Consider the following 22,218-nt stretch of genomic DNA (forward strand, 5'->3'; position numbering starts at 1 on the left):
TTCCCTAAAAATTATTATGCCTAACTGCTGAGGGGACTAGCTATCTCCTTTGGAAATGTCCGACTCGCGAGAGAGGGCAACCGGGCTAGGGACGTGAAAAAATAGAGTTATTCCGGACCGTTCTTTCTTCCGCCAGAGAATTGAAATGAGTGAGTCCAGATTGCGACTCTCTTCCATCCCCGGTGATTACCCCAGGAGACCTTCTGAAGATTACCATGCGACAACGGATTTTAGCGAGTGCAGCCGTCCTTTTTTCGTTTCTAATTCCCGATCCTGTTATGGCAGCTAACTTTACCGAGATATATGTTTTTGGTGACAGTCTCTCCGATACGGGACAATTGTTTCAACGGTCCCAAGCTCAAATTCCTCCGAGTTCCTTGTACTTTCAGGGGCGTTTTTCTAATGGCCCGGTGTGGGTAGAATATCTGGCAGAACAGTTAAATATTCCGTTTAATCCGGATACAAATTTTGCATCAGGGGGGGCGATAACGGGGGAAATGAATCGCAATGAAACCCCGTCCCGAGGACTGTTGGATCAGGTGAATCGCTTCCAACAAACCCAAGATTCAGCAGACCCAAAAGCCCTTTATATTGTCTGGGCAGGACCGAACGATTACCTGGGGAATCAGGAAAGAAATCCCACTCAACCTGTGTCCAATGTTTCGGAGGCGATCGCCACCCTGGCGGCAATGGGCGCTCAAAATTTCCTAGTGCCGAATCTGCCGGATTTAGGGAATTTACCGGCAACTAGAAATCGGCAAAGTTCAGTGCAGTTAAATGAATTAATTCGCCTGCATAATCAGGGATTAGCCCAATCTCTGCAACAGTTAAGCCTCCGCCTGGGTTCGGAGGTAGAAATCATTCCTTTGAATGTCAATGAAATTTATAATCGGGTGTTGGAAAATCCGGCGGATTTTGGCTTTGAAAATGTCACCGAACCTTGTCTAAATCAACAAAGGGGGATGATTTGTAAAAATCCCCAAGATTATCTATTTTGGGATGATATTCATCCGACGACTTTTGCCCATGAAAAACTGGGAGTCTACGCTTTTCAGTTATTAGAAAATAGCGAAGCGGCGATCGATTCTGATGTGAGTTCGGGCAAGGAAAGACTGACAGTCCCTCCGAGGGGGACTCAGAAACGGATTAAATCGCGGATGCCTGTTCAAATGGGTTCAAATTAAGGGCAGTCCAAAAAATGTAATCTTTTAGGAGAGATCCCCCCAACCCCCCTTAAAAAGGGGGGCTAATTCTGCAAAACCTTAAAACCTTGAATGCAGAACTTTGTTTGAGGGATAAGGACCTGGTTCGTAAGGATAATAAACCAGATTGCTGTCATACAAAATCCGATTGTCAACCGACGTCATGGCGTTAAATTTCTCCGGCAGAATCTTGGTCTAAAAATAAGGTGGCGTGGGATTGCGATCGCAAAATTGTGGCCGGAATTTCTGGGGTGATGGGATGGGATAACATCTGCTGGACAATTTGGGTTTTGCGCCGGGAAGGGGCGAGGCAGATGATGTTTTGGGCGGCACAAAGTTGGGGAATGGTGAGGGTAAAGGCATATTTTGGCACTGATTCTAGGGTGGGAAATTGTCCTTGATTCACTAATTGCTGATGGGTAGCGCGGGCTAATTTTACCAGTTTAATGGGGTAGGGGTCGTTAAAATCAGCAATTCCTGGTTCATTAAAAGCTAAATGACCATTTTCTCCCACGCCTAAGCAGCATAAATCAATGGGTTTTTCTAACAAAAGTTGGCTATAGCGATCGCATTCTTTCAGAGGTTCGATCGCATCTCCGTTGATGTAATGGAAGGCGGCAGGATGGACTTGATTTTCCACGCGATCGCGCAAGTAACTCCGAAAACTAGCCGGATGGGTGGCAGCAATTCCCAGGTATTCATCTAAATGAAAGAAGACAATTCGGGACCAATCCACCCGATTTAAGGCGATCGCCGCATCCAAAAATTGGATTTGGGAATTCCCCGTTGCCAGAAGTACCCTCGCCTCCCCCCGTTGGGCGATCGCTTTCTCTAAGATGTCACTGGCGGCAACCGCCGCATCCCATGCCATCTCAGCTTCGGTAGCAAACAGACGGACCGCCAAGGCATCCACCGAAAAAACTTTCAGGGGAGGGGTGACTTGGGAAGAATTCGATGGATGATCCATAATTTTCGCGGGTAGGGGAGTTTTAAAGGAGACTCTCCTATTTTCACATACGGGAATGGGCAGTTTTGTACATTGTCTCTAATCCGCGAAATAATCGATTAATCCCTTTCACTGCGGTTTCGCGGTCCAATCCGGCGTAGGAAACCCGTAGGGAACACCCGCTTTCAATCCCAAAGGTCGTACCAGGGATCGTGGCAATGCCGAATTTCTCAATCAGTAGTTTAGCCGCTTCCATTGGGGAGAGTTTAGTTTCCAGTTTGACCAAGAAGTAAAAAGCCCCTTTGGCTTCGGGGACTGTACAAAATTCAGATAATTCTGAGAAGTTTTTCAAACATAAGTCGCGCATTTCTGAAATCATGGGAAGATGTTCTAAGCAATAGTCTTTCCCAGCTTCTAATGCACCTAATGCCACATACTGAGATAGAATGGGGGGACAAATTAAGAGGGTATCTTGAATTTTTTTGACCGCTGTTAGGAGGGATTGAGGAATGACCATGTAGCCAATTCGCCATCCCGCAAATCCATAAGCTTTGGAGAGACTAAACAGAGAAATAGTGTGGGAATGGCTATTGGGAATAGAACCCGGTGAAAAATGGGTTGCGCCATCGTAGGTAAAATATTCATAAGCTTCATCACTGATATGATAAAGGCCGCGATCGCCACAGAGTTGATTGATTTGGCGTAAGGCGGCTTCTGAATAAACAACCCCGGTGGGATTATTGGGAGAAATGGTAACAATTGCACGGGTTTTATCCGTAATGGCGGCAGCGATCGCCTCGGGACAAAGTTGATAGTTTTCATCCGTTGCCACACAAACGGCCTGACATCCAGCAATCGCGATCGCCATTTCATGATTGAAATAATAAGGAGTTTGAATAATAATTTCATCCCCCGGGGAAGTAATCGCTAGAATGGCATTCATAAACGCCATATTTCCCCCAGCCGTCACAACAATTTTACTATCCTCGTTGATGGGAATACCATTTTCCGATCGCAGTTTGGTGGCGATCGCGGTTTGTAATGCCGGAATCCCTTCTACGGCTTGATACTTATGATTATTCGCATCCGCCAAACATTCCGAAATGCGTTCAAATGCCCCAGGCGGTGGGGGATAATATACCACCCCTTGTCCTAAAGAAAGCGTACCGGGATAAGCGCGAATCAGTTCCCCAATCTGTGGAATAATTGGCGATTGCACTCCCTCCATCCGAGAAAGTATCGGGTCCATTCGTTTCATCCTCCATCTCATTACAATTCTTGCTAAATTCTAAAAAGCCCGCCTTAATAAGAGGGGTTGGGGGGATCGATCCAGAATTTTACAAGAGGTCTATTGTTTCCTAGCATACAAGAAATGGGGGATGAAAGAGGCGATCGGCTAACCCGCAGCCATTAAATGTTCCACTAAGATTTTGACGCCTATTCCGATTAAAATCACGCCGCCTAGAATCGTCACTTGCTTTTCACAAAAGTGCCCCACGCGATTTCCGATATAGACCCCCGCAAAGGATAAAACAAAGGTGACAATCCCAATCACCACCGCTAACTCGACAATGGAAGTTTGTAACAAAGAAACGCTTAATCCCACCGCTAACGCATCAATACTCGTGGCAACGGCTAATCCTAATAAAATATATAAATTACGGGGATTTGCAGCTTTGGCTTCCTCTACTCCATCCTGTTCATAGATAGATTCATGAATCATTTTACCGCCGATAAATGCCAGGAGTAAAAACGCAATCCAATGATCGATATTAGAAATTACCTCTCGGATCGCTAATCCAACTATCCAGCCGATTAAAGGCATGATTAACTGGAATCCTCCAAAAAATGTGGCAACTAAAGCTGCATCATACAGTTTGACTTTTTTCAAAGCCATGCCACTGCCGATCGCCACGGCAAAAGCATCCATTGCCAAGCCTAAAGATATCAAGAAAGTGGTGATAAAGCTCACTATTTTGCTTAACCTCTATCTTTTACGGTAGTGATTTCAGCCTACCATAGTTAAGTGCATTTCACAACTATCCCTATAATGAAACAAAAATGAAAAAAATCCGTGAATTTGGGACCAATTCCCTCAGTTTTCTCCCCAGAGTTTCCAGGAAATTTGGGAATATTTTTCATTATTTAATCATTTTTGTAATATTCAGAACCTCGGAGATAGAGGCGAGGTCACTCCAAGGTGCATTCTAGTAGGCGTTGAGTACCGGGTTGACCCAATTCTTTCTCAGAGTCCTACCTCCCGTTGTAAAATTGGTAATCCCTTGACAAACATCAGAGTAGCCTATGCGTTCCATTCCTTATCAACCCTTGATGCTGCGATTATTGCATGGTCTTAATGCCCTTTTAGTCCTGGCAGCTTTCATGAGTGGGTTTTTGGTTTATGATAGCTGGGATGGCCGATGGGGTGGCCTAGACCTTACCAAAGCAAACCGCAATCTGATTGATATTCATGGCACATTTGGCTTTTTATTATTCTTTATTTTGATTGGCTTTGCCATTTATAGTGTCCGATTTGGAAAACACCGCTTAGTTGCCAAAAATTCTTTGTCGAAACTCCGCAATGTCGGTAAACCCAGTTGGTGGTATGCCTTACATCGGATTGCTAATACGGTCATGTTAGCCGCAGCGGGATTATCAGTAATTACGGGGAAGTTTCAGGATGAAAACTGGCTACCCCAGGGACAGATGAATCAACCCGCATATTTTCTCCATTTGACCGCCTGGGTTTTGATAGGATTAGCCCTCACCTTCCACCTGTTGTTAACGGCGAAAGTGGGAGGAATTCCCCTGTGGCAATCCATGATCCAAACAGACTATCGATCGCCAGAAAGTCCTAAGCTATGGCCCCAAAAAATCAAAAATTGGTTCCGTCATCCCCGCTGGTAGCAACAGTCCGTTCCCCTCAAAAATCAATTTCTCATCATGGGAATCTCAGGTTTTCTGCTGATTTTGAACCTTCCCTGACCCCGATTTTCCCATAGTAGGGTACAATCAAATCTTGCCACTCTAAATAGAAATCAGAGAGGGTCAGTCATGATTAATTACATTAGTTTAATGCTCATTAATTTAGTTGCCGGTCATTTTTTGCTGGCTTACTATATTTATGAGGGATTAGATAATATCCGACAAAAACGTTGGATTCCTGGCTTTGGAATGACAGGTGCAGTTGCCTTAGTGACGGGGTTACACATGATTTGGACTTGGCCGATTCCAGGGAGTTTTAATATAGCCTTTGGCGAAATGTCCGTCTTGTTTGGGATTGTCTTTATGGGCGCAGCAGTCGCCCTAGCTGCGGATTGGGATTTGATTACGGTTACTATTTACGCCTTTTTTGCCGGGTTAGCCGCGATTGTTGTGGGGGTGCAAATCATTAATTTAAACCTGACTAAGCGGCCTTGGATGTCCGGAATTGGCTTTATTATTTCTGGATTAGGCGGTGTTTTAGCCACTCCCTCTCTCTATCTGAGAAATAATCCAACTCTCCGAACAGTTGGGGCTGTTACCATTACCATCGCAGGTCTGATTTGGGCAATTACCGGCTATCTTTCCTATTGGGGACATCTAGCAGGCTATATTGATTGGGTTCCGCCTACTATGAGATAAAAAATCAGGGACAAGGGATTACCTTGTCCCCAATTACACCTCTTGGAGAATTTTCAAAAACACCCCTAAACGAAGCACTAAAGCGCTTCCCAAAAGCCCCCCTTAGAAAGGGGGGTTGGGGGTATCAATCCAGAATTTTGCTTTCCTCTCTACTTAACCGTTACCCAAAATTCAGCAGCAATAATTTCACCATTACGATTAAATTCTCCCCACATTTTATAGTTCCCCGGTTCCGGAAACTGGGTCATAAATTCGAGATGTCCGGGTCCATGATTGGGCATAGGATGAGCGTGAATGTAATCTGCTTCTGTGGGAGAATCAGATTGTTTGACGATCACTAAATGGCCCAATTCTCCTAAATAAGACTGCAAATCGGTAACCATCGTTTGAGTCTGGACATCTTCCAAATGGAAAGCAAGGGTAATCGGTTCACCGGGGGAAATTTCTTCCGTGGGTAACATCAACCCCACCTCAGTATTCCCTAGGGTTTGCGATCGCGTTAATGTCATCTCTTTCGGTGGTGAGGGATTTCCCGCTACCGTCGTTTTTAACGCGGAAACTCGTTGGGCATCCCCCCTCGGTTTGTAATCTGCAAAAAGGGTATAATTTCCCCCACTGGGAAAAATATTTTCCACTTGAAATTGTCCCCCTTGATTCTGAGTGGGATGGATATGAGAAAAGAACTGGAGATCATCACTCACCACAATCAAGTGCATCTTTTTTTCATGGACAATATCAAATTCAGAGATGGGATTTCCCGCAGTATCTTGAATCTCAATCCCTAATGCAACGGGTTGATTCGCCGCGATCGCCGAGGGAACCGTGAGTTTAGCTTGAGTAGGATTCTGAGGTTTTTCAGGTTCCTCCCCAGAATGTTCTGAATGAGAATCTGGGTGATGCTGCTGATGATGCTGATTATGTCCATCTCCCTTCGCTTCAACGGGATTAGATTCTATCCTTTCTACCTCAGAGGATTCATTTAACGATGCCTCGGAGGTGGGGCGGTAACAACCGGGAATGACCAATAAACTAGAGGCGATCGCGACTGCAATAACTAACCGATTCATGATGATTTATCCTGTTTTTGTGTAATAGAATCTGGGGGATTGCTTAAACTAAGATCTGGAAAATCTGAAGGAAGAAATCCTTCTTCCCGAGATTTAGAGCCATCGTCAATGAGTTATAATAAATCATGTACAATGGCTATAATAGGGCGCAAAATACTCCCCCTCCTGAATTGTCGGGTCTACTTACCAATCTGGTTCCCTTGCCGGGATTGTTGTTCCGGATTCATCGCTTAACTTTTCAACTCTTGCAGGAGTTCGGCAGTATATCCAGCATCAGATACAGCAGTTTGGATGCGATCTAGTTCCGTTTTTCTGGGATTATACTTCACTCGCGCTTGTTGCGCGCTAAAGTTGAGGCTACATTCTTCCACACCGGGAACGCCTCGGATTGCTTTTTCAATCTGGGTTGCACAGGAGGCACAACTCATCCCTTTTAATCTCAAATTGACGGTTTCCATAATTCAAACTCTCTCCTTACAAGGGTCGTTAGAGGTTGCTGAGTTCAGCATAAACCTTCCTCTGCACTGGAGAGTCTAGTTAAATTAACAAAACTTCACATTTCACGGGGTCCCCGTCGTTTCTGGGTCCAATATCTTAATTTTAGAAATCAGCGGGAGTTTGAACCCCCACAGATATTGCAGAAGGAACGACTGAAGTCATGACTACCAACTAAGAGAATGACTTCAGTCGTGACGTTGAACTTACGATTGATTGCACCTGATTTACCAAGGACTGCCGATGAGAGTGAAGGCGGACCAATAATAAGGATGGGTTAAATCCGATTGAGAGAGATGGGCGATCGCCTCGGGTAAAGGGATTTGCTGATTAGCCGTATAAAGGATACCATCCTCGACTCGGACTTGCCCTTGAATCATCGCCAGTTGGGTTTGCCGGAGGGCTTCGGCTTTGATGGGGGCTTGACTTAAATGGTGATAAAATTCAGTCATTAACCCAAAAGTTCCTTCATCCGAAACATACCATAAACTGGCTAGGGCAGTTTTAGCCCCTGCTTGGACTGCTAACCCGGCAAATCCTAATTCCGCTTGTTCATCCCCCACCGCAGTTCGGCAGGCGGAGAGGACCAGCAATTCTAACGGCGGGTCGTTAAAACCAAGTTCTCGAATTTCATCCATTTTCAGCTTCCGGTCCCAGAGTTGAATATAGGAATTGCTGAGTTGTCCGGATTGAAATTCCCCATGCGTTGCTAAATGAACGATGGAGTATTGATGAGCATTTCGTTCTCGTTTGAGAATTTCTAAGGTAAACAATTCATTGATAAAGGATTGTCCCTTTCGCAGTTTTGTGGTAATCGTTTCCACTTCTAAGGGAACGGCGGGTAAGGGGTTTAATTCCGTAAATTCCGAAGCCCCCATTGCTAAAACTTCCCGGGATTTAATATCTGCATATCGGGTATCGGTTAAGCTTAAAGAAGGCATCAGCCCAACGCTGTATGTTTCCACGAGGAATTGATTGCCATCATGGAGGGCCGCGATGGGAAGACTCCGCAATCCGCTATCCATGATGAAGGCTAAATTTTTAATATTTTTGGCTTTTAACTCCGCTTCGATGGGGGCAATGATCCAGTTATAAAGCTGTTGGGCGCTTTGTAAATAGCGTTTACGACGAATTCCGGTTGCTGTCAGTTCTCCCCGAAAGGCATTCGCTACTTTTTGAATTTCGGCGCGACTGGTGTTAGGAATTCGTTTGGGAATGGGTTGTCCCTCGGCGGTGACAATCAGGATTTCCAGTTGGTCCTGGTCCCGATCGCTGTCTAAACTGATGGGGGCAAATCTGACATAAATTAAGGCAGGTTTCACGCCGGTTTCTGCTTCAATATTCCCCATCAAGGTTTGTGCTTGGGTTAAGGAAACGATTTGTCCCGCTGGAATCCCGTTATGTTGACTAAAGCTATCGCTAAAAACTTGTTCCATTGCCCCCATGCCAGTATCAATATTTTGAGCAATGGATTCCCGAAAAATGCCGATCGCCGGTCCTTGATTTCCCTCACTGGCATTGCGTTCGATTACCGATCGCAGGGTGTCGGAAAGTCCTTGTTGAATCAGGAGTACCGGCGATTCTCCCAAAGGTTGAAGGGGGGTTTCTGCTAAGACAGACAGGACGGGTTCGGGAGTGTTTAGGGTGGGTTCCAAGTCTTGGGCAGGGGGTACAATCTCCTCAGGGGCGATCGGAATTGTCTCGCCTGGGGAGGCGATCGCCGGAGGTGCAATGGTGGGCGCAATTACCGCGTTGGGATCTTCCGCAACCGTCGATTCCACGCCAACAGGGGCGGCGGTTTCCGATGGGGATACCGTTGCTAGTGTGGGTTCCCCTGTTGCGGGGGTTTCCGATGTTGCTTCCCCGGGTGCCTCTGTTGCCGATCCCAAGGGTTGTATATCGGTGTTCCCCGGGATGATTGTCGGGGTCAAAATGGGTTCTGCCGGTGGCAGTTCTTCCGGGGGTACTGCCTCGATGGGTTCTTCCGGTGGCAGTTCTTCCGATGGTACTTCCTCAATGGGGACTTCCTCAATAGGGACTTCCTCGATGGGTTCTTCTGGGGGCAGTTCTTCTGGTGGGACTTCCTCGATGGGTTCTTCTGGGGGCAGTTCTTCCGGTGGGACTTCCTCGATGGGTTCTTCTGGGGGCAGTTCCTCGATGGGTTCTTCCTCTTCCGGTGGTATCACTTCCCCGGTTACCACGGTAATATTCCCGCGAGTCACAGGACCGAGGAAGGATTCTCCCAAGGTGAGAGTTTCGCTGCCGGTGGTAATCACCCCAGCAGTCCCGTTGCTGCTGTTATCTCCAATGATCAAGGGAATTTCCAGGTCCCCTCCCCCATGATTGAGGGAAATGGAACCGCCGCCTTGTCCCCCCGCCGAAGAAATACTGGCGGTTTGTCCGTTGCGATCGCGAAAGGTATTCATCGCCCGGAAAAACTGTCCGGTTTGGATAAAGATATCTCCCCCACTCCCGGAATTACCCCCTTGGGCGTTGATATATCCGACTTCTGTATCGTTTTCCGGGTCAATAAAAACATTACCGCCACTATTGATACTGCCGGAGGAATCAATGTTACCGACTTGAATGCGATCGCGGGCAATGACGCGGATATCTCCCCCCGTTTGTCCGGTGGAAATTAAGTCACCGGCGAGGGTTGCGGCATTGGGCGCTTCGATGGCGATCGCCCCTCCGATTCCATTGGGATTGGAACTATTCAGGTTACCGGCATTAGTATCCCCAGTAGTGTTAATCACCTGAATTGCGCCCCCCGATGTGGTAATATTTCTCACCCTTAGCTGATTATTAGCAGTAACGGTGACATTTCCTCCCGGTGTGGTAATGTCTCCATCCAGTTGGATCTGACTGGCGGAAATCCCTACGGTATTGCTAGTAATGGGGGCAGTTGCCGTAACCGAGGTAGCATCGCTGACTTGTAATTGGGCGAGGGGAATTTGAGAACCCACTGCTTGGTTCAGGGTAATGCCGCCTCCTGCACTTAGACTCAAATTAATGGGAGACGTGAGACTATCCACTAATCCATTGAACTGGATATCCCCATTTTGGGAGGCGATCGCCGTATTATCAATCAGGCGGAGGTTACCATTCAGGATAATATCCCCGAGGGTACGAAGTCCCGAGGATAACAGGATCGTATTCCCACTGGCAGTCGTCCCCGCTAACGGTTCAGTTCCTCCGACTGCCCCTAACCATTCCACATTCCCAGTCCCTGCCTGGAGGGTGAGTTGGTGAGGTCCGTTCACCGTTCGTTCAAAAGTGATGGTTCCCTCACCAGGACCTGTATTCAGGGTAACATCAGCAGCAAGGGTCACATTGCCATCGAAGACAATATCAGTTCCATCGGTTTCGATTCCGGCAGCGAGTTCAATCTCATTGGCAAAGAAGGTGAAATCCGCACCCAGGTTACCCCGTAGCAGTCCTAACAAAGAAATAATGCCGTTGCCGCTTTGGAAGACAAAGGATTGGTTAGACAGGGTGAGAGGCGCAAGGGCAATGGTTCCGATACTATCAATCCGTCCGATGGTAATTTGGGCAAATCCCGGTTGAAAGAGATTCAGTTCGGCAAGGGAGAGATTTAGGGCATTAGTGCTAACTGTTCCCCCGATTTGAATATTGCGATCGCTAGAAGCGGGGGATAAAAATACTAACCCAGTCCCACTAATTGCCCCGCCAAACTCCATCTCATTGGCGGTTAGACTCAGATTACTGGTCCCGGCGTTGAGGGTATTATTAAAAGACAGACTCCCTGTTCCTGCGGAGATTTCTGGGGTTCCGGTGAAGGTAACCGGGCTATTAAAACTGATATTCTGGTTAGCAGTAGTGAGATTATTTCCTAAAATTACGGTTCCCGTTCCAGTTTGGGAAAAGAACCCGGCGAGATTCAGTAATCCAGCAAGGTTGAGGGTTCCGGTATTGTTAATCGCCAGGGTTCCCCCGTCTGTGGTGTTGACGGTATTCAGGGTGATAGTGCTGCCAGTGAGATTAATTCCTCCACTCCCGACGTTCAAATTAGCAGCATCCAGGATTCCCCCGGCGATCGTCAGTTGAGGTAAGGGGGAACTTCCCCCAACGGGTTCAGTTAATCGCACATCTCCGGTTCCTGCTGTCAGGGTTAGGGGAAACGTGCCCTCAACTGCCCCAGTGACGTTAATGGGACCATTCCCAATTCGGGTATCGAGGGTGACGGGAGATCCCACGGTAATCAGTGCATTGAGGGTGACCCCTTCCACTCCCTGGGTGGTGACATTGCCGGTGAGTTGGGCAGGGTTGATACTGTCAACGCTGAGGGAGGAGACGGGGGTGGTAGTCCCGATCGCCGGGAGGGTGACTGTCCCCTCTCCGGAAGTGAGAGTCAGGGGAAAATTCCCATTGACTTCACCTGTTAAGGCGATCGCTCCATTGCCGGTACTACTATTAATCGTGACGGGTCCGGTTAAGGTGATTCCTCCTGTTCCGGCGATCGCTACGCCATCAGGACCATTGGTGGTAATGGCATTCCCCAGGGTAACAATCCCCCCGGTATTCATTGTTAATGATGATAACGGCGTAATATTCCCCACGGCTTCAGATAAGGCAACCGTTCCATTCGTCGAAGTCACCGTCAAGGGTTGTGTGCCATCTACCCCCGCTAAGGTAATGCTGCCATTTCCCGATTGTATAGTAGTGGGAACGGTTAAGGATAAATTAGTACCAGAAATCGTCCCGTTTCCATCCACACGCCCAACTATCAAGGTAGTAAATCCCTGAAGGGCAGCTAAATCGGCGGCAGTAATATCTAATGTGTCCGCGCTGTTTTCTATGGCATTACCCAGGGCAATGGGGGTTGTCAGGGTAGCAGGTTGCAGGGTCACCACTCCGCTTCCGGTAACGGTTCCCCCAAAGGTGAGTTCATCCCCAGTTAAGGTGAGGTTCCCTAGGGTGAGTACATTATCTCCATAGACTTGCCCCAGGGGTTCAGTCGTGGTGACATCGGCCCCGAGTTGGGTTGTTCCCCCCGCATTCGTTGTCACACTGGCAGCAGCGATCGCACCGCCAAAGGTGGTAATTCCGGTACTATTCACAGTTAAATCCGCAAGGGGAGTGACCCCGCCAATGGCCCCGGTAACACTAATATCCCCAATTCCTGCATCTAAGATGAGGGATTGATTCCCGTTCACCTGTCCTGTAAGGGTAATTGCCCCATTCCCTGAAGTGAGAGTAATGGGATTGAATCCCAAGATGGCATCTCCTTCCATAATGGGATTGGGACCCAAAGTGACATCTCCCTCAATGGCGATCGGTTGATTCACCGTAGTGAGGTCAGAATTGAGCGTGGTTGCACCCTGTAGCGTAATCGAAGCTGTACCCTCTGCCTCAATTGGACTATTCACCGTAATCGTACCATTGGGCGATCGCACTGTCAGAGGCGCATCAATCGGGTTGAGAAAACTATCCAGAGTGACGGTCCCGCTTCCATCCACCCCTCCGATCATAATTGAATCAAAACCCGAATTCAAGTTTCCGAGTTGGAACTGAGTCAAGCTTAAAGTGCCCGGTACTTCCGCCTCGGCATTAATCGCAATATTGGTATTGGGGGTACTGGGTTGCAGCAGTAAAATTCCCCCGTTGTTACTCTGTCCCGACCCTTCTGGGGGTAACTCTATCTGATTCCCCGTGAGTTCAACATTCCCCCCACTGTTGGGTTCAGAACTCCTAGAATTTAATAAATTGCGGATAATTAAACTCGTCCCCGCATTTACCACCACATCCCCGCCTGTACCTGCGGTTCCATCCACAGATTCCGCATAGGATCTAATCGCATTGGTATCAACACTCCCATTCAGTGCCTCTACCAGAACCTCCCCCCCATTACCTGCCGTCCCCACCTCGTTCATATTTGTCGAAGAATCCAGCAACTGAACTGCTATATTTCCATTTATACTCCTAACGGTAATCGGCCCTCCACTCCCAGCCCCAGACTCTAGGGAGTCAGCATTGAACACGGAACTGGTATTGATTGTATTCATGTTAATATCCTCGGTGGCAGTTACCGTAACCGCCCCCCCGTTACCCAGGAATCCGCTACCCTCTTGCAAATTCGTCCCGGAGTACAATGTGCCAGCAGTAATACTGCCGTTCGTGGCATTTAAAGTAATTGCACCCCCATCACTGGAACCGAAACCCAGTCCTGTATTAATATCCCCAACCACTATATTCGCGCCGGAAATGGATAAATGTCTCCCCCTTGCCGAGATAGTATTGGCGGTATTCATGGAAAAATCGCCTACCCCATTACCATCAGCATCTGCCACCAAGGAAATAGAACCCGTTCCCGCTTGAAACCTGAGTTCAGTTCCAAACCCTACCAACTCCTCAATTGTTATATTATTATTCGCCTCTAAAATCAGATTTGCTGTTCCTGGCAAATCTTGTAGTGCACCCCTAGAAATTGTATAATTTGCGGTATCCCCATCCCCTGCAAAAATTTCTCCTTCCAGGTTTCCTAAGACGGGAATATCCGCGTCTAATTGATTATCATCAGGACCTGGTACAAAAAATTCGCCCCCGGTTGCATCACTATTTTGAATAATAATATCTTCTGGATCAAGCAACAGCGTTCCCAAACTGCCATTAGGCGCACTTAGATCCACGGTCCCCCGAAAAATCAGGTTTTGTTTCCCCGAAACTTCTACAAATCCGCCATTCTGCGGGTCATTTCCGGGTTGAATCCCTCCGCGCGCATTAATGATACCCCTGAATGTTGTGGTATCATCTGCCCAAATAATCACGCGGCCCCCATCTCCCTGGGATAGGGCATCGGCAGAAATAATCGAATCCCGACTCACAAAGGTATCTGACGCATTGGGAACGGGACCTTGACCCTGATATTCACCCCCCACCAAAACCGTACCGCCGCCATCCATGCCTGAAGCATCAATATTCGCCCCAACCACCGCAACCCGTTCACCCAATACCTGGACTGTTCCCCCCGTTTCCCCTGTTACATCAATGTCACCGGAAGCCACAGCATCCCCTGATTGCACTGGAACCCTGGAGTGAGACCCCGTGAGAGCGATCGTGCCATCGGGATTCACCTGCACCTGATTGGCATGACTCACCCCAGTCCCCGTTAAGAGTTCCGGTAAACTCAACGGTGTGAGTTGGGGAGTGAGGGGATTCTCAGGAGAGGGGCTAACTTCTAAACTCAGCAAATGATTCGATTGAGAAATCCGGACCCGACTCCCTCCCGCAACCGCTGCAACGGTAATATTTCCTCCCAGAGAAGAAAGAATACCCCCATTGAAAACCGTTCCTCCCAATAGGGTTAAATTCTGCCCCGGTGATAGAGTTAAATTGCCTAAATTAGCTACTACTCCCGGTTGAGAAATATCAAAGGCAAATTGATTAGGTGTTCCGACTAAATTCCCCCAATTGTTTTCTCCTAATGCCTGAAACCAATCATTTTCAAACCCAATTCCAGTAGCGGTGGTAGCGGTAAATGAAGCAGGGACATTTAAGGAGGCATTGGGACCGAATAAAATCCCTGCTGGGTTCATTAAAAATAGATTAGAATTGCCTCCGGTGATTTGAATGAGGCCATTAATAACCGAAGCCTCTCCCCCGGTGACTCGTCCCAGGATATTTTGAATCTCTGGAGAGGATAAAAAATTGGCAATTTGACCTGGATTGAGGCCAAATTGCTCAAAACTATGAAATAAATTCTGGCGATCGCCCGACAGGGTTCCGCCGGTAATATTAAACTGATTTCCCTCGGGGTTAACCTGAGTATTTGTGCCATCAGCAGCCGGGGCGATGGGTTGTGCAAAACTGGCTGGTGCAGTCAACACGGATGAGAGCACCAGTGCGATCGGCATCATGCTGAATTTGTTCATCTTATAGCCCTGTAGTAATCACCTAAACCGAAATCAAGTAGCGATCGCAACCGGGGACCCTTGCCAGTTTCAAGGCATCTCGGATAACATTCACGAGGGCAATCACGCTGGCGATCGCACCCTCAATTAACCCGTTCCGCCCAAATCCTGCTCCGGGTTGCGTCTCCCGAAAAACCCACTATTTAATAACCCACAATTATATCACGTTATTTTATTTTGTCAAGAAAGATTAAAAAAATCATCCCTTCCATCCAACTCTACTGCACCCGGGAATCAAAGTCCTACGGATTTCTAATTCATTCTCCGGATTTATCAATTCCCAATTCCGTCAATAATTGCATTCAGTTTTCAACATCAAACTACCTGAAAAGTAATCGATAAAGCCGCCATTTCTTCTGCTTGGGCAATGCGAGAACGCGGGTCAAATGACGCCGTAATATTGCGAGTTTGGCTTAAATCAGTCCATAAACTTTCCACCGCCGAAACCGATTCCTCTTCCAACCCTAAAACTCCCTCCCGCGTCCCCCGCGCTGCGGCAATTTGTTGTAACTGTTGTAGGGAAGTTCGCAAGGGAGATAAACTCGCGATCGCCAACATTTCAGCCGTGCCCAAGGGCGGTGAAATTGTCAACTTAAACGGATCGCGATCGCCATCAGGAATCAACCGGGTTTCCCCTGCCTTCACCAACGCTGCATCAATGCCAGCAGTCCAACTATTCGGAAAAACCACCACCAATTCCCCCGTCGTTGTAATCACTAACAAAGTCACATATAAATCCCTATTTTCCCCATTCCTTACCTCACACTGTACCTCCACCCCAACCGGAACCGCTGGAATCCCCCCTCCCAAGTTCGGTGTCACGACTTCAGTGGTTCTCCCAGTTCCCCCGCGCGCCGTAAACGCACTCGCTGAAAACTGCGCCTGAGACCCCTGCAACACCTTCAACCCCATTGATACATTCAACCGAGAGGATTCCGCATTCAAAGTGAGTTTAACCAGTCGCGCCGCCAACAATGCGCGAAACTTACTTTTCAGGCGATCGCACCCCGCAACCACCGACTCTCCCACCTTCCCAAACGAACCCGGAATCAAATCCAAACCCGCACCATATAACCCCAAACTCCCTACTGCCGGAACCTCCCCCACCCCGGATTCCCGGACCTCCTGATGTAGCGCCTCCGTCATCCGTCCCAAAATATAATGCACCTGCGTTTCCCCTAACGGCAATGCTTCCATCCGTTCCACCGCAGCAACTGCCTGTTTTGCTGCCTCCCACTCTCCCCCCAACGACTCATCCAACCCAATCCGCAACGTGAGATTTTCCGGAATCGCCCGCGCCTGTTCCTGCAACAGCGCACCGGGTTGCAATCCTGCCGAAGGTGCGACTGCCTTCCCCTGCGCTACCAACCCTTGCCGTGACTCAATTTGCACCAATCCCCCCGCATCTCCATCCGTCGCCAGCGCAAACACCGCATTGCTATTAAACGCCGTCAACGACTGCGGGTCAATCCCCCCTAACCACAATTGCAGGCGATCGCCATTCACTGCCGTAATCACCGCCTCTGCCGGATTGGACTGTACCGGCAGGAAATAAGTCGGTTTCGATTCATTCCCGCTTCCCGGTTTAACCTCCATCTCCGGAACTTGCTGAGTCGAAGAAATGCGTGTCGTAGTGCGTGCGACATTCCCTAACACCGTCTGCACCACGTGACTCCCCGTTTGCTGCCATAGATACTGAGTGAGAGCATAAGTAAACGCCCCGGCAAAAAATCCCTCAAACGGTGTATCTGCCGCCAACTGCGTCGCTGCTGCCGAAGCAATCACCACCCCTTTTGCTACTCCCTTTTGCCGGTCCTCCATAAACTTTTCTTCTGAAATTCCCAACTTAGACACCCACTGCTGATGATATTCCCGTTCCTCCAAACTGGGATAATCCCCGCCAGGAATTGCCCGAATCGTCAAATTCCCCCGCTTGCCACCCCCCGAGTGACAACTATCTAAAACTACCGTAATATTTTCCGTATTAATTGCTGACATCCACAGGAACAAACTCGCCCCCATAATATCAGAAACCATCGCCTGTCCTTCCTGAATTTCCGCAGTGCGATCGCTCGGAACAAACGTACTATTCAACCGTTCCCGAGGATTCCCCAACGGATTATAAGGATTAACCACCTGTGCGCCATGTCCCGAAAAATGAAACACTACCACATCACCCGGTTTTGCCTGAGCAATTAAATGAGATTCCACCGCCTCAATCAACCCCGCCCGAGTCGGTTTAATTGCTGTATCATCGGTCACCATCAAAATATCCTGGGGATTAAATCCAAACCGATGAATCAACAACTCTCGCTGTAACTCAACATCCGTAATACATCCCCGTAACGGACTAACCTTAGCCTGAGAATAATCATTAATTCCTATTAATAACGCCAACTTACGCGGTGTATCCTGAGCCAAAACCCGAGCATACCGTAACCCTTGCCGCTGAATCTCGAATTGACTCCACCCTAAAGCCGCTAAAGCCGCCCCTGCACCCTGAACAAAATAACGCCGTTTCATAATACACCTGGGAAAAATTTAGGAACAATTTGAAACCGTATCACCCTAAACCAGATTCCCCCAATTTTACTCGAAAGATGGGCAAATTCCAACTCCCCCCTAACCTAAACTGGGGGTTTGCTCTCAATGTAGTCACAGATCTCCTATAAATAAAATACCCAATTAGGCCCTCTCCTCATAGGAAACCCACCCCAAATCACTGAACTCTCACTAAACTCCTCTAAAAACATTAAAAAATTATTAAATTTTACACAACTCCACCATAAACCTATGCTATCGTGTCGAAACCCTTAACCTAATTGAACAAATAAACCTAGTCCAATCCACCCCAAACCTACTCCCGAAAAACCCTCTGTAATTCCATCCATCCAAGGCCAAAATCATAAAAATTTTTCAGTTAAAATCAGGAAAATCTGGGGTTATTCAACCCAATTATCCGATTTATTAAACTTTAAAGAGAGTCCAAAAGCCTGCCCCAGTCCCGGATCGATTCGCCGCTAGACCTTCCACTCCCCTGAGATTACAAAAAAGACCAGTAACAAAGGCGATCGGCTCCTTCAAATGGAAGTTTTTAATGCTTAAATAATCACTTACAAATTCACAAATCAGGATTTAAAGCAATGGTGCATCACGGGTTATTACTACTATCTCATTCAGCATTGACTATAGCCACAACTCTGCTACTCGGCGCAAGTGTTGTCCCGCCAAGTTCAGCCCAGGACATGGAAAAATTATCCGAATTAACCAGAATTGGAGAGAGTTTGATTGCCCAGAATAGTAGCAGTGCAGAGGGGAGTGCAGAGGGCGATCGGTTGTTCCAAGAAGGAGTCCAACTGTTTCAACAAGGGACAGCCGAATCGTTGCGTCAAGCCTTGCAAAAGTGGGAAGCAGCACGCCCACTCTATCAAGATGCAGGCGATGCCGCAAAGGAAGCAGCCACATTGTTAGGAATAGGCCGAATTTCCGACTTACTGGGAGAGAAGCAAACGGCCCTAGACTACTACAACCAATCCTTGCCCCTGTCTCAGCAAGTGGGGGATCAAGCAGGGGAAGCGGTTACCCTCAACAATATTGGCCTGGTTTACTCCGACTTGGGAGAGAAGCAAACGGCCCTAGACTACTACAACCAATCTTTGCCCCTATGGAGGCAAGTGGGGAATAAAGTAGGGGAAGCGACAACCCTCAACAATATTGGCCTGGTTTACTCCGAGTTGGGGGACAAGCAAACGGCCCTGGACTACTATAACCAATCTTTGCCCCTGAGACGGCAAGTGGGGGACCTAGCAGGGGAAGCGGTTACCCTTAACAATATTGGCCTGGTTTACTCCGAGTTGGGAGACAAGCAAACGGCCTTGGACTACTACAAACAATCCTTGCCCCTATTGCGGCAAGTTGGAGATAAAGCAGGGGAAGCAGTTACCCTCAACAATATTGGCCTGGTTTACTCCGACTTGGGAGACAAGCAAACCGCCCTGGACTACTACAACCAATCCTTGCCCCTATTGCGGCAAGTTGGAGATAAAGCAGGGGAAGCGGTTACCCTCACCAATATTGGCCTGGTTTACTCCGACTTGGGAGACAAGCAAACCGCCCTGGACTACTACAACCAATCCTTGCCCCTGTCTCGGCAAGTCGGGGATAAGGCAGTCGAAGCGGTTACCCTCTCCAGTATTGGCCTGGTTTACTCCGAGTTGGGAGACAAGCAAACCGCCCTAGACTACTACAACCAATCCTTGCTCCTGTCTCGGCAGGTGGGGGATAAAGCACAGGAAGCGGTTACCCTCTCCAGTATTGGCCTGGTTTACTCCGAGTTGGGAGACAAGCAAACATCCCTAGACTACTACAACCAATCTTTGCCCCTGTCTCGGCAGGTGGGGGATCAAGCAGGGGAAGCGGTTACCCTCAACAATATTGGCCTGGTTTACTCCGAGTTGGGAGACAAGCAAACCGCCCTGGACTACATCAACCAATCTTTGCCCCTGAGACGACAAGTGGGGGATAAAGCAGGGGAAGCGACAACTCTCTCCAATATTGGCCGGGTTTACGCCGACCTGGGAGACAAGCAAACAGCCCTGGATTACTACAACCAATCTTTGCCCCTGAGACGGCAAGTGGGGGATAAAGCAGGGGAAGCGATTACCCTCTCCAATCTTGCTTTCACCAAGCGCAGTCAAGGCAACCTCACCGAAGCGCTGACGGACATGGGAGCGGCTATTAGTATTATCGAAGAACTCCGCACCAAAATCGACAGCGAAAAACTGCGCCAGTCTTACTTTGCTCAAAACCAAAATGCCTACGAGTTCTACATCGACCTGCTGATGGAACTGCACCAGCAAAATCCTGAGCAAGGATATGACAAACAAGCCTTTAATACCAGCGAACGCGCCCGCGCTCGCACGTTGTTGGAAATTCTCGCTGAAGCCAATGCTGATATCCGCAATGGGATTGACCCTGAACTGCGGGAGAAGGAACTCAATTTACAGCAGCGCATCAATGCCACGGAATCTCGTCGCATGGAGTTACTTTCTGGAGAACATACCCCGGAACAAGCCAATACCATTCAACAAGAGCTGGATACTTTGTTACGGCAACTGGATGAATTAAGGGCGGAAATTCGGCGCACTAGCCCCCGTTATGCAGCCCTGACTCAACCTCAACCCCTGACTTCTGAACAAATTCAGCAGCAGGTTCTTGATAAGGATACTTTGCTCTTACAATATTCCCTGGGCGAAGACCGTAGTTTCCTGTGGGCAGTAACTCCAGACAGTGTAGAGGTTTATGAACTCCCTCCGCGTGCTGAAATTGAGGAACTAGGAGAACAATTTTATCAACTAATGCAAAACCCTGAGTATCGGGGTGAGAGTCGCAATATTACCGTGTCTCCTAACCTTCCTCAAATCAATGCCTCTGCTACCGAACTGAGTCAGATGTTGTTGTCTCCCGTGGCGGATAAATTAGCTGGGAAACGGTTGTTAGTGGTTCCCGATGGGGTGTTGAATTTCATCCCTTTTGCTGCCTTACCGACGCCGGGACAAGGGGAGGAGTTAACGCCGTTATTGGTGAATCATGAAATTATCAATCTACCTTCCTCCTCGACTTTGGCGATTCTGCGCCAACAAGGTGAGGGACGAAGTATTGCACCGAAAACCGTGGTGTTGATTGCAGACCCGGTGTTTGAACCGGATGATAGACGGGTTACGGGACAAAGTGCGGTGAAGGCATCAGATTTAGGTCGAATTATGGTGAATCGTTCGGCGGAGACAATTATCGGGCGTCCGATTCCGGCACTGCCTGGGACTCGTGAGGAAGCGGAGGCGATTTTGGCGTTAGTGCCTGGGGGTAGGGCAATGTCGGTATTTGATTTTGATGCCTCTCGCGCTACGGTGGCGAATACAGATTTAACTCAGTATCAAATGGTGCATTTTGCTACTCACGGGTTTGTGAGTAGCAGTAATCCGGAGTTGTCCGGCGTTGTGTTATCTCTCGTGGATGAGCAAGGGAATGGAGTAGATGGGTTTTTGCGCCTGCATGACATTTTTAATCTCCAGTTGAATGCTCAGGTGGTGGTGCTTTCCGCTTGTCAAACGGGACTGGGAGACTCGATTCGCGGTGAGGGGTTGGTGGGGTTGACGCGGGGGTTTATGTATGCTGGAACGCCTCGGTTGGTGGTGTCGTTATGGAGTGTGGATGACAAGGCAACGGCGGCGCTGATGTCGAAGTTTTATGGGAAGCTGCTTTCACAAGGGGTGACTCCGGCGCAAGCGTTGCGGGAGGCACAGTTGGAGATGTTGGCAAGTGAGGAATGGAAGTCTCCCTATTTTTGGGCGGCGTTTACTTTACAGGGAGAATGGCGATGAGGGGCGGTTGATTCGTCTTGATTTCGGGAGTGGGGTTTTTTGGGCCGATCACTCTGGATAAAAAGGGTCTTGTTATTGGACTAATTTAGGAGGGTTAAGAACATGAGTGCAACCAAAGACAACGAAGAGTTTTTTCCCGATGATAATCCCAGCAAAGGAGAGTTGTTTATTGAGGTCCCCAGTAATAGTCCCCCACCTTATATTGAAGGGGTTCCCAATGCTTTTGACCCGATGGAAGAAATTCAGGCGAGGGGGATCGCTTATCGAGGGTTAGCTGGAGGAAATGTTCCTGGAATCACTCTGATTATTAGTTGGATAATGTTTGGGGTAGCTCCCCTCATCGCTCTAATCCTGATGATTGTTTTTGGCGACTATTCATTTCTACCTTTTGTTTTAGTTTCTAGTCTAATGATGGGGATTTTAATACGGGGTACTCAGGCAAAGTTGGCTAAACGAAGAGCTTTAAAGAAAAAAATAAAAAAAAGATAAATTAAATCCCTGTTAAAACGGATACTTTTTTAACAGGGATGGGGTTGAGTATCAATCTGAATTTATCGGAATTTGAGGGAGATT

The 22,218-nt window shown here is 48.2% G+C and carries 12 protein-coding genes; 5 read left to right on the forward strand and 7 right to left on the reverse strand.

Features of this window, described 5'->3' with window-relative positions; all coding sequences use genetic code 11:
- The first annotated feature begins 149 nt into the window (after positions 1–149).
- Positions 150–1,184, forward strand: coding sequence for an SGNH/GDSL hydrolase family protein (locus NG796_RS19365; RefSeq protein ID WP_261208538.1), 1,035 nt, complete (start codon positions 150–152; stop codon positions 1,182–1,184).
- A gap of 187 nt (positions 1,185–1,371) precedes the next feature.
- Here the strand turns inward: NG796_RS19365 and NG796_RS19370 are convergent, their stop codons facing one another.
- The 3 genes from NG796_RS19370 to NG796_RS19380 form a co-directional block, all read right to left on the reverse strand.
- A complete protein-coding gene (locus NG796_RS19370; protein WP_261208539.1) occupies positions 1,372–2,169 on the reverse strand; it encodes a glucosamine-6-phosphate deaminase in 798 nt (265 codons plus the stop codon).
- 43 nt (positions 2,170–2,212) lie between these two features.
- Positions 2,213–3,397: a pyridoxal phosphate-dependent aminotransferase gene (locus NG796_RS19375; protein WP_261208598.1), complete on the reverse strand. Its 1,185-nt coding sequence runs from the start codon at positions 3,395–3,397 to the stop codon at positions 2,213–2,215.
- A gap of 147 nt (positions 3,398–3,544) precedes the next feature.
- A complete protein-coding gene (locus NG796_RS19380; RefSeq protein ID WP_261208540.1) occupies positions 3,545–4,120 on the reverse strand; it encodes a manganese efflux pump MntP family protein in 576 nt (191 codons plus the stop codon).
- A gap of 332 nt (positions 4,121–4,452) precedes the next feature.
- On the opposite strand from NG796_RS19380, the gene NG796_RS19385 reads away from it, so the two are divergent.
- Positions 4,453–5,055 (forward strand): cytochrome b/b6 domain-containing protein, encoded by a 603-nt coding sequence (locus NG796_RS19385; protein ID WP_261208541.1) that lies wholly within the window; start codon positions 4,453–4,455, stop codon positions 5,053–5,055.
- 147 nt (positions 5,056–5,202) lie between these two features.
- Entirely contained in the window at positions 5,203–5,772 is a 570-nt protein-coding gene (locus NG796_RS19390; RefSeq protein ID WP_261208542.1) for a DUF981 family protein, read from the forward strand.
- Positions 5,773–5,921: 149 nt separating this feature from the next.
- Here NG796_RS19390 and NG796_RS19395 read toward each other — a convergent pair whose 3' ends face one another.
- The 4 genes from NG796_RS19395 to NG796_RS19410 all read right to left on the reverse strand — a co-directional run bounded on the left by NG796_RS19395 (position 5,922) and on the right by NG796_RS19410 (position 17,788).
- Entirely contained in the window at positions 5,922–6,839 is a 918-nt protein-coding gene (locus tag NG796_RS19395) for a hypothetical protein (RefSeq protein WP_261208544.1), read from the reverse strand.
- A 230-nt stretch (positions 6,840–7,069) separates the two neighbouring features.
- Entirely contained in the window at positions 7,070–7,297 is a 228-nt protein-coding gene (locus tag NG796_RS19400; RefSeq protein ID WP_261208545.1) for a heavy-metal-associated domain-containing protein, read from the reverse strand.
- A gap of 264 nt (positions 7,298–7,561) precedes the next feature.
- The gene (locus NG796_RS19405; protein ID WP_261208546.1) at positions 7,562–15,226 is read right to left on the reverse strand and encodes a CHAT domain-containing protein; all 7,665 of its coding nucleotides are present in this window, start codon (positions 15,224–15,226) and stop codon (positions 7,562–7,564) included.
- A gap of 354 nt (positions 15,227–15,580) precedes the next feature.
- Positions 15,581–17,788 carry a caspase family protein gene (locus NG796_RS19410; RefSeq protein WP_261208547.1) on the reverse strand — a complete coding sequence of 736 codons (2,208 nt, stop codon included), beginning with the start codon at positions 17,786–17,788 and terminating at the stop codon, positions 15,581–15,583.
- A gap of 722 nt (positions 17,789–18,510) precedes the next feature.
- Between NG796_RS19410 and NG796_RS19415 the strand changes: the two genes are divergently transcribed.
- Both NG796_RS19415 and NG796_RS19420 read left to right on the forward strand, forming a co-directional pair.
- On the forward strand, positions 18,511–21,645 hold the full coding sequence (locus NG796_RS19415; RefSeq protein ID WP_261208548.1) for a CHAT domain-containing protein: 3,135 nt from the start codon (positions 18,511–18,513) through the stop codon (positions 21,643–21,645).
- A 102-nt stretch (positions 21,646–21,747) separates the two neighbouring features.
- A complete protein-coding gene (locus tag NG796_RS19420) occupies positions 21,748–22,134 on the forward strand; it encodes a hypothetical protein (protein WP_261208549.1) in 387 nt (128 codons plus the stop codon).
- Positions 22,135–22,218 lie beyond the last annotated feature (84 nt).

The organism is Laspinema sp. D2d, assembly GCF_025370755.1.
Lineage (GTDB): Bacteria > Cyanobacteriota > Cyanobacteriia > Cyanobacteriales > Laspinemataceae > Laspinema.

What these genes read in the sequence shown, in the direction of transcription:
- NG796_RS19400 (WP_261208545.1), bottom strand. Translation starts at nt 7,297, where the DNA reads ATGGAAACCGTCAATTTGAGATTAAAAGGGATGAGTTGTGCCTCCTGT.
- NG796_RS19415 (WP_261208548.1), top strand. Translation starts at nt 18,511, where the DNA reads ATGGAAAAATTATCCGAATTAACCAGAATTGGAGAGAGTTTGATTGCC.
- NG796_RS19410 (WP_261208547.1), bottom strand. Translation starts at nt 17,788, where the DNA reads ATGAAACGGCGTTATTTTGTTCAGGGTGCAGGGGCGGCTTTAGCGGCT.
- NG796_RS19420 (WP_261208549.1), top strand. Translation starts at nt 21,748, where the DNA reads ATGAGTGCAACCAAAGACAACGAAGAGTTTTTTCCCGATGATAATCCC.
- NG796_RS19385 (WP_261208541.1), top strand. Translation starts at nt 4,453, where the DNA reads ATGCGTTCCATTCCTTATCAACCCTTGATGCTGCGATTATTGCATGGT.
- NG796_RS19370 (WP_261208539.1), bottom strand. Translation starts at nt 2,169, where the DNA reads ATGGATCATCCATCGAATTCTTCCCAAGTCACCCCTCCCCTGAAAGTT.
- NG796_RS19395 (WP_261208544.1), bottom strand. Translation starts at nt 6,839, where the DNA reads ATGAATCGGTTAGTTATTGCAGTCGCGATCGCCTCTAGTTTATTGGTC.
- NG796_RS19390 (WP_261208542.1), top strand. Translation starts at nt 5,203, where the DNA reads ATGATTAATTACATTAGTTTAATGCTCATTAATTTAGTTGCCGGTCAT.
- NG796_RS19405 (WP_261208546.1), bottom strand. Translation starts at nt 15,226, where the DNA reads ATGAACAAATTCAGCATGATGCCGATCGCACTGGTGCTCTCATCCGTG.
- NG796_RS19375 (WP_261208598.1), bottom strand. Translation starts at nt 3,397, where the DNA reads ATGGACCCGATACTTTCTCGGATGGAGGGAGTGCAATCGCCAATTATT.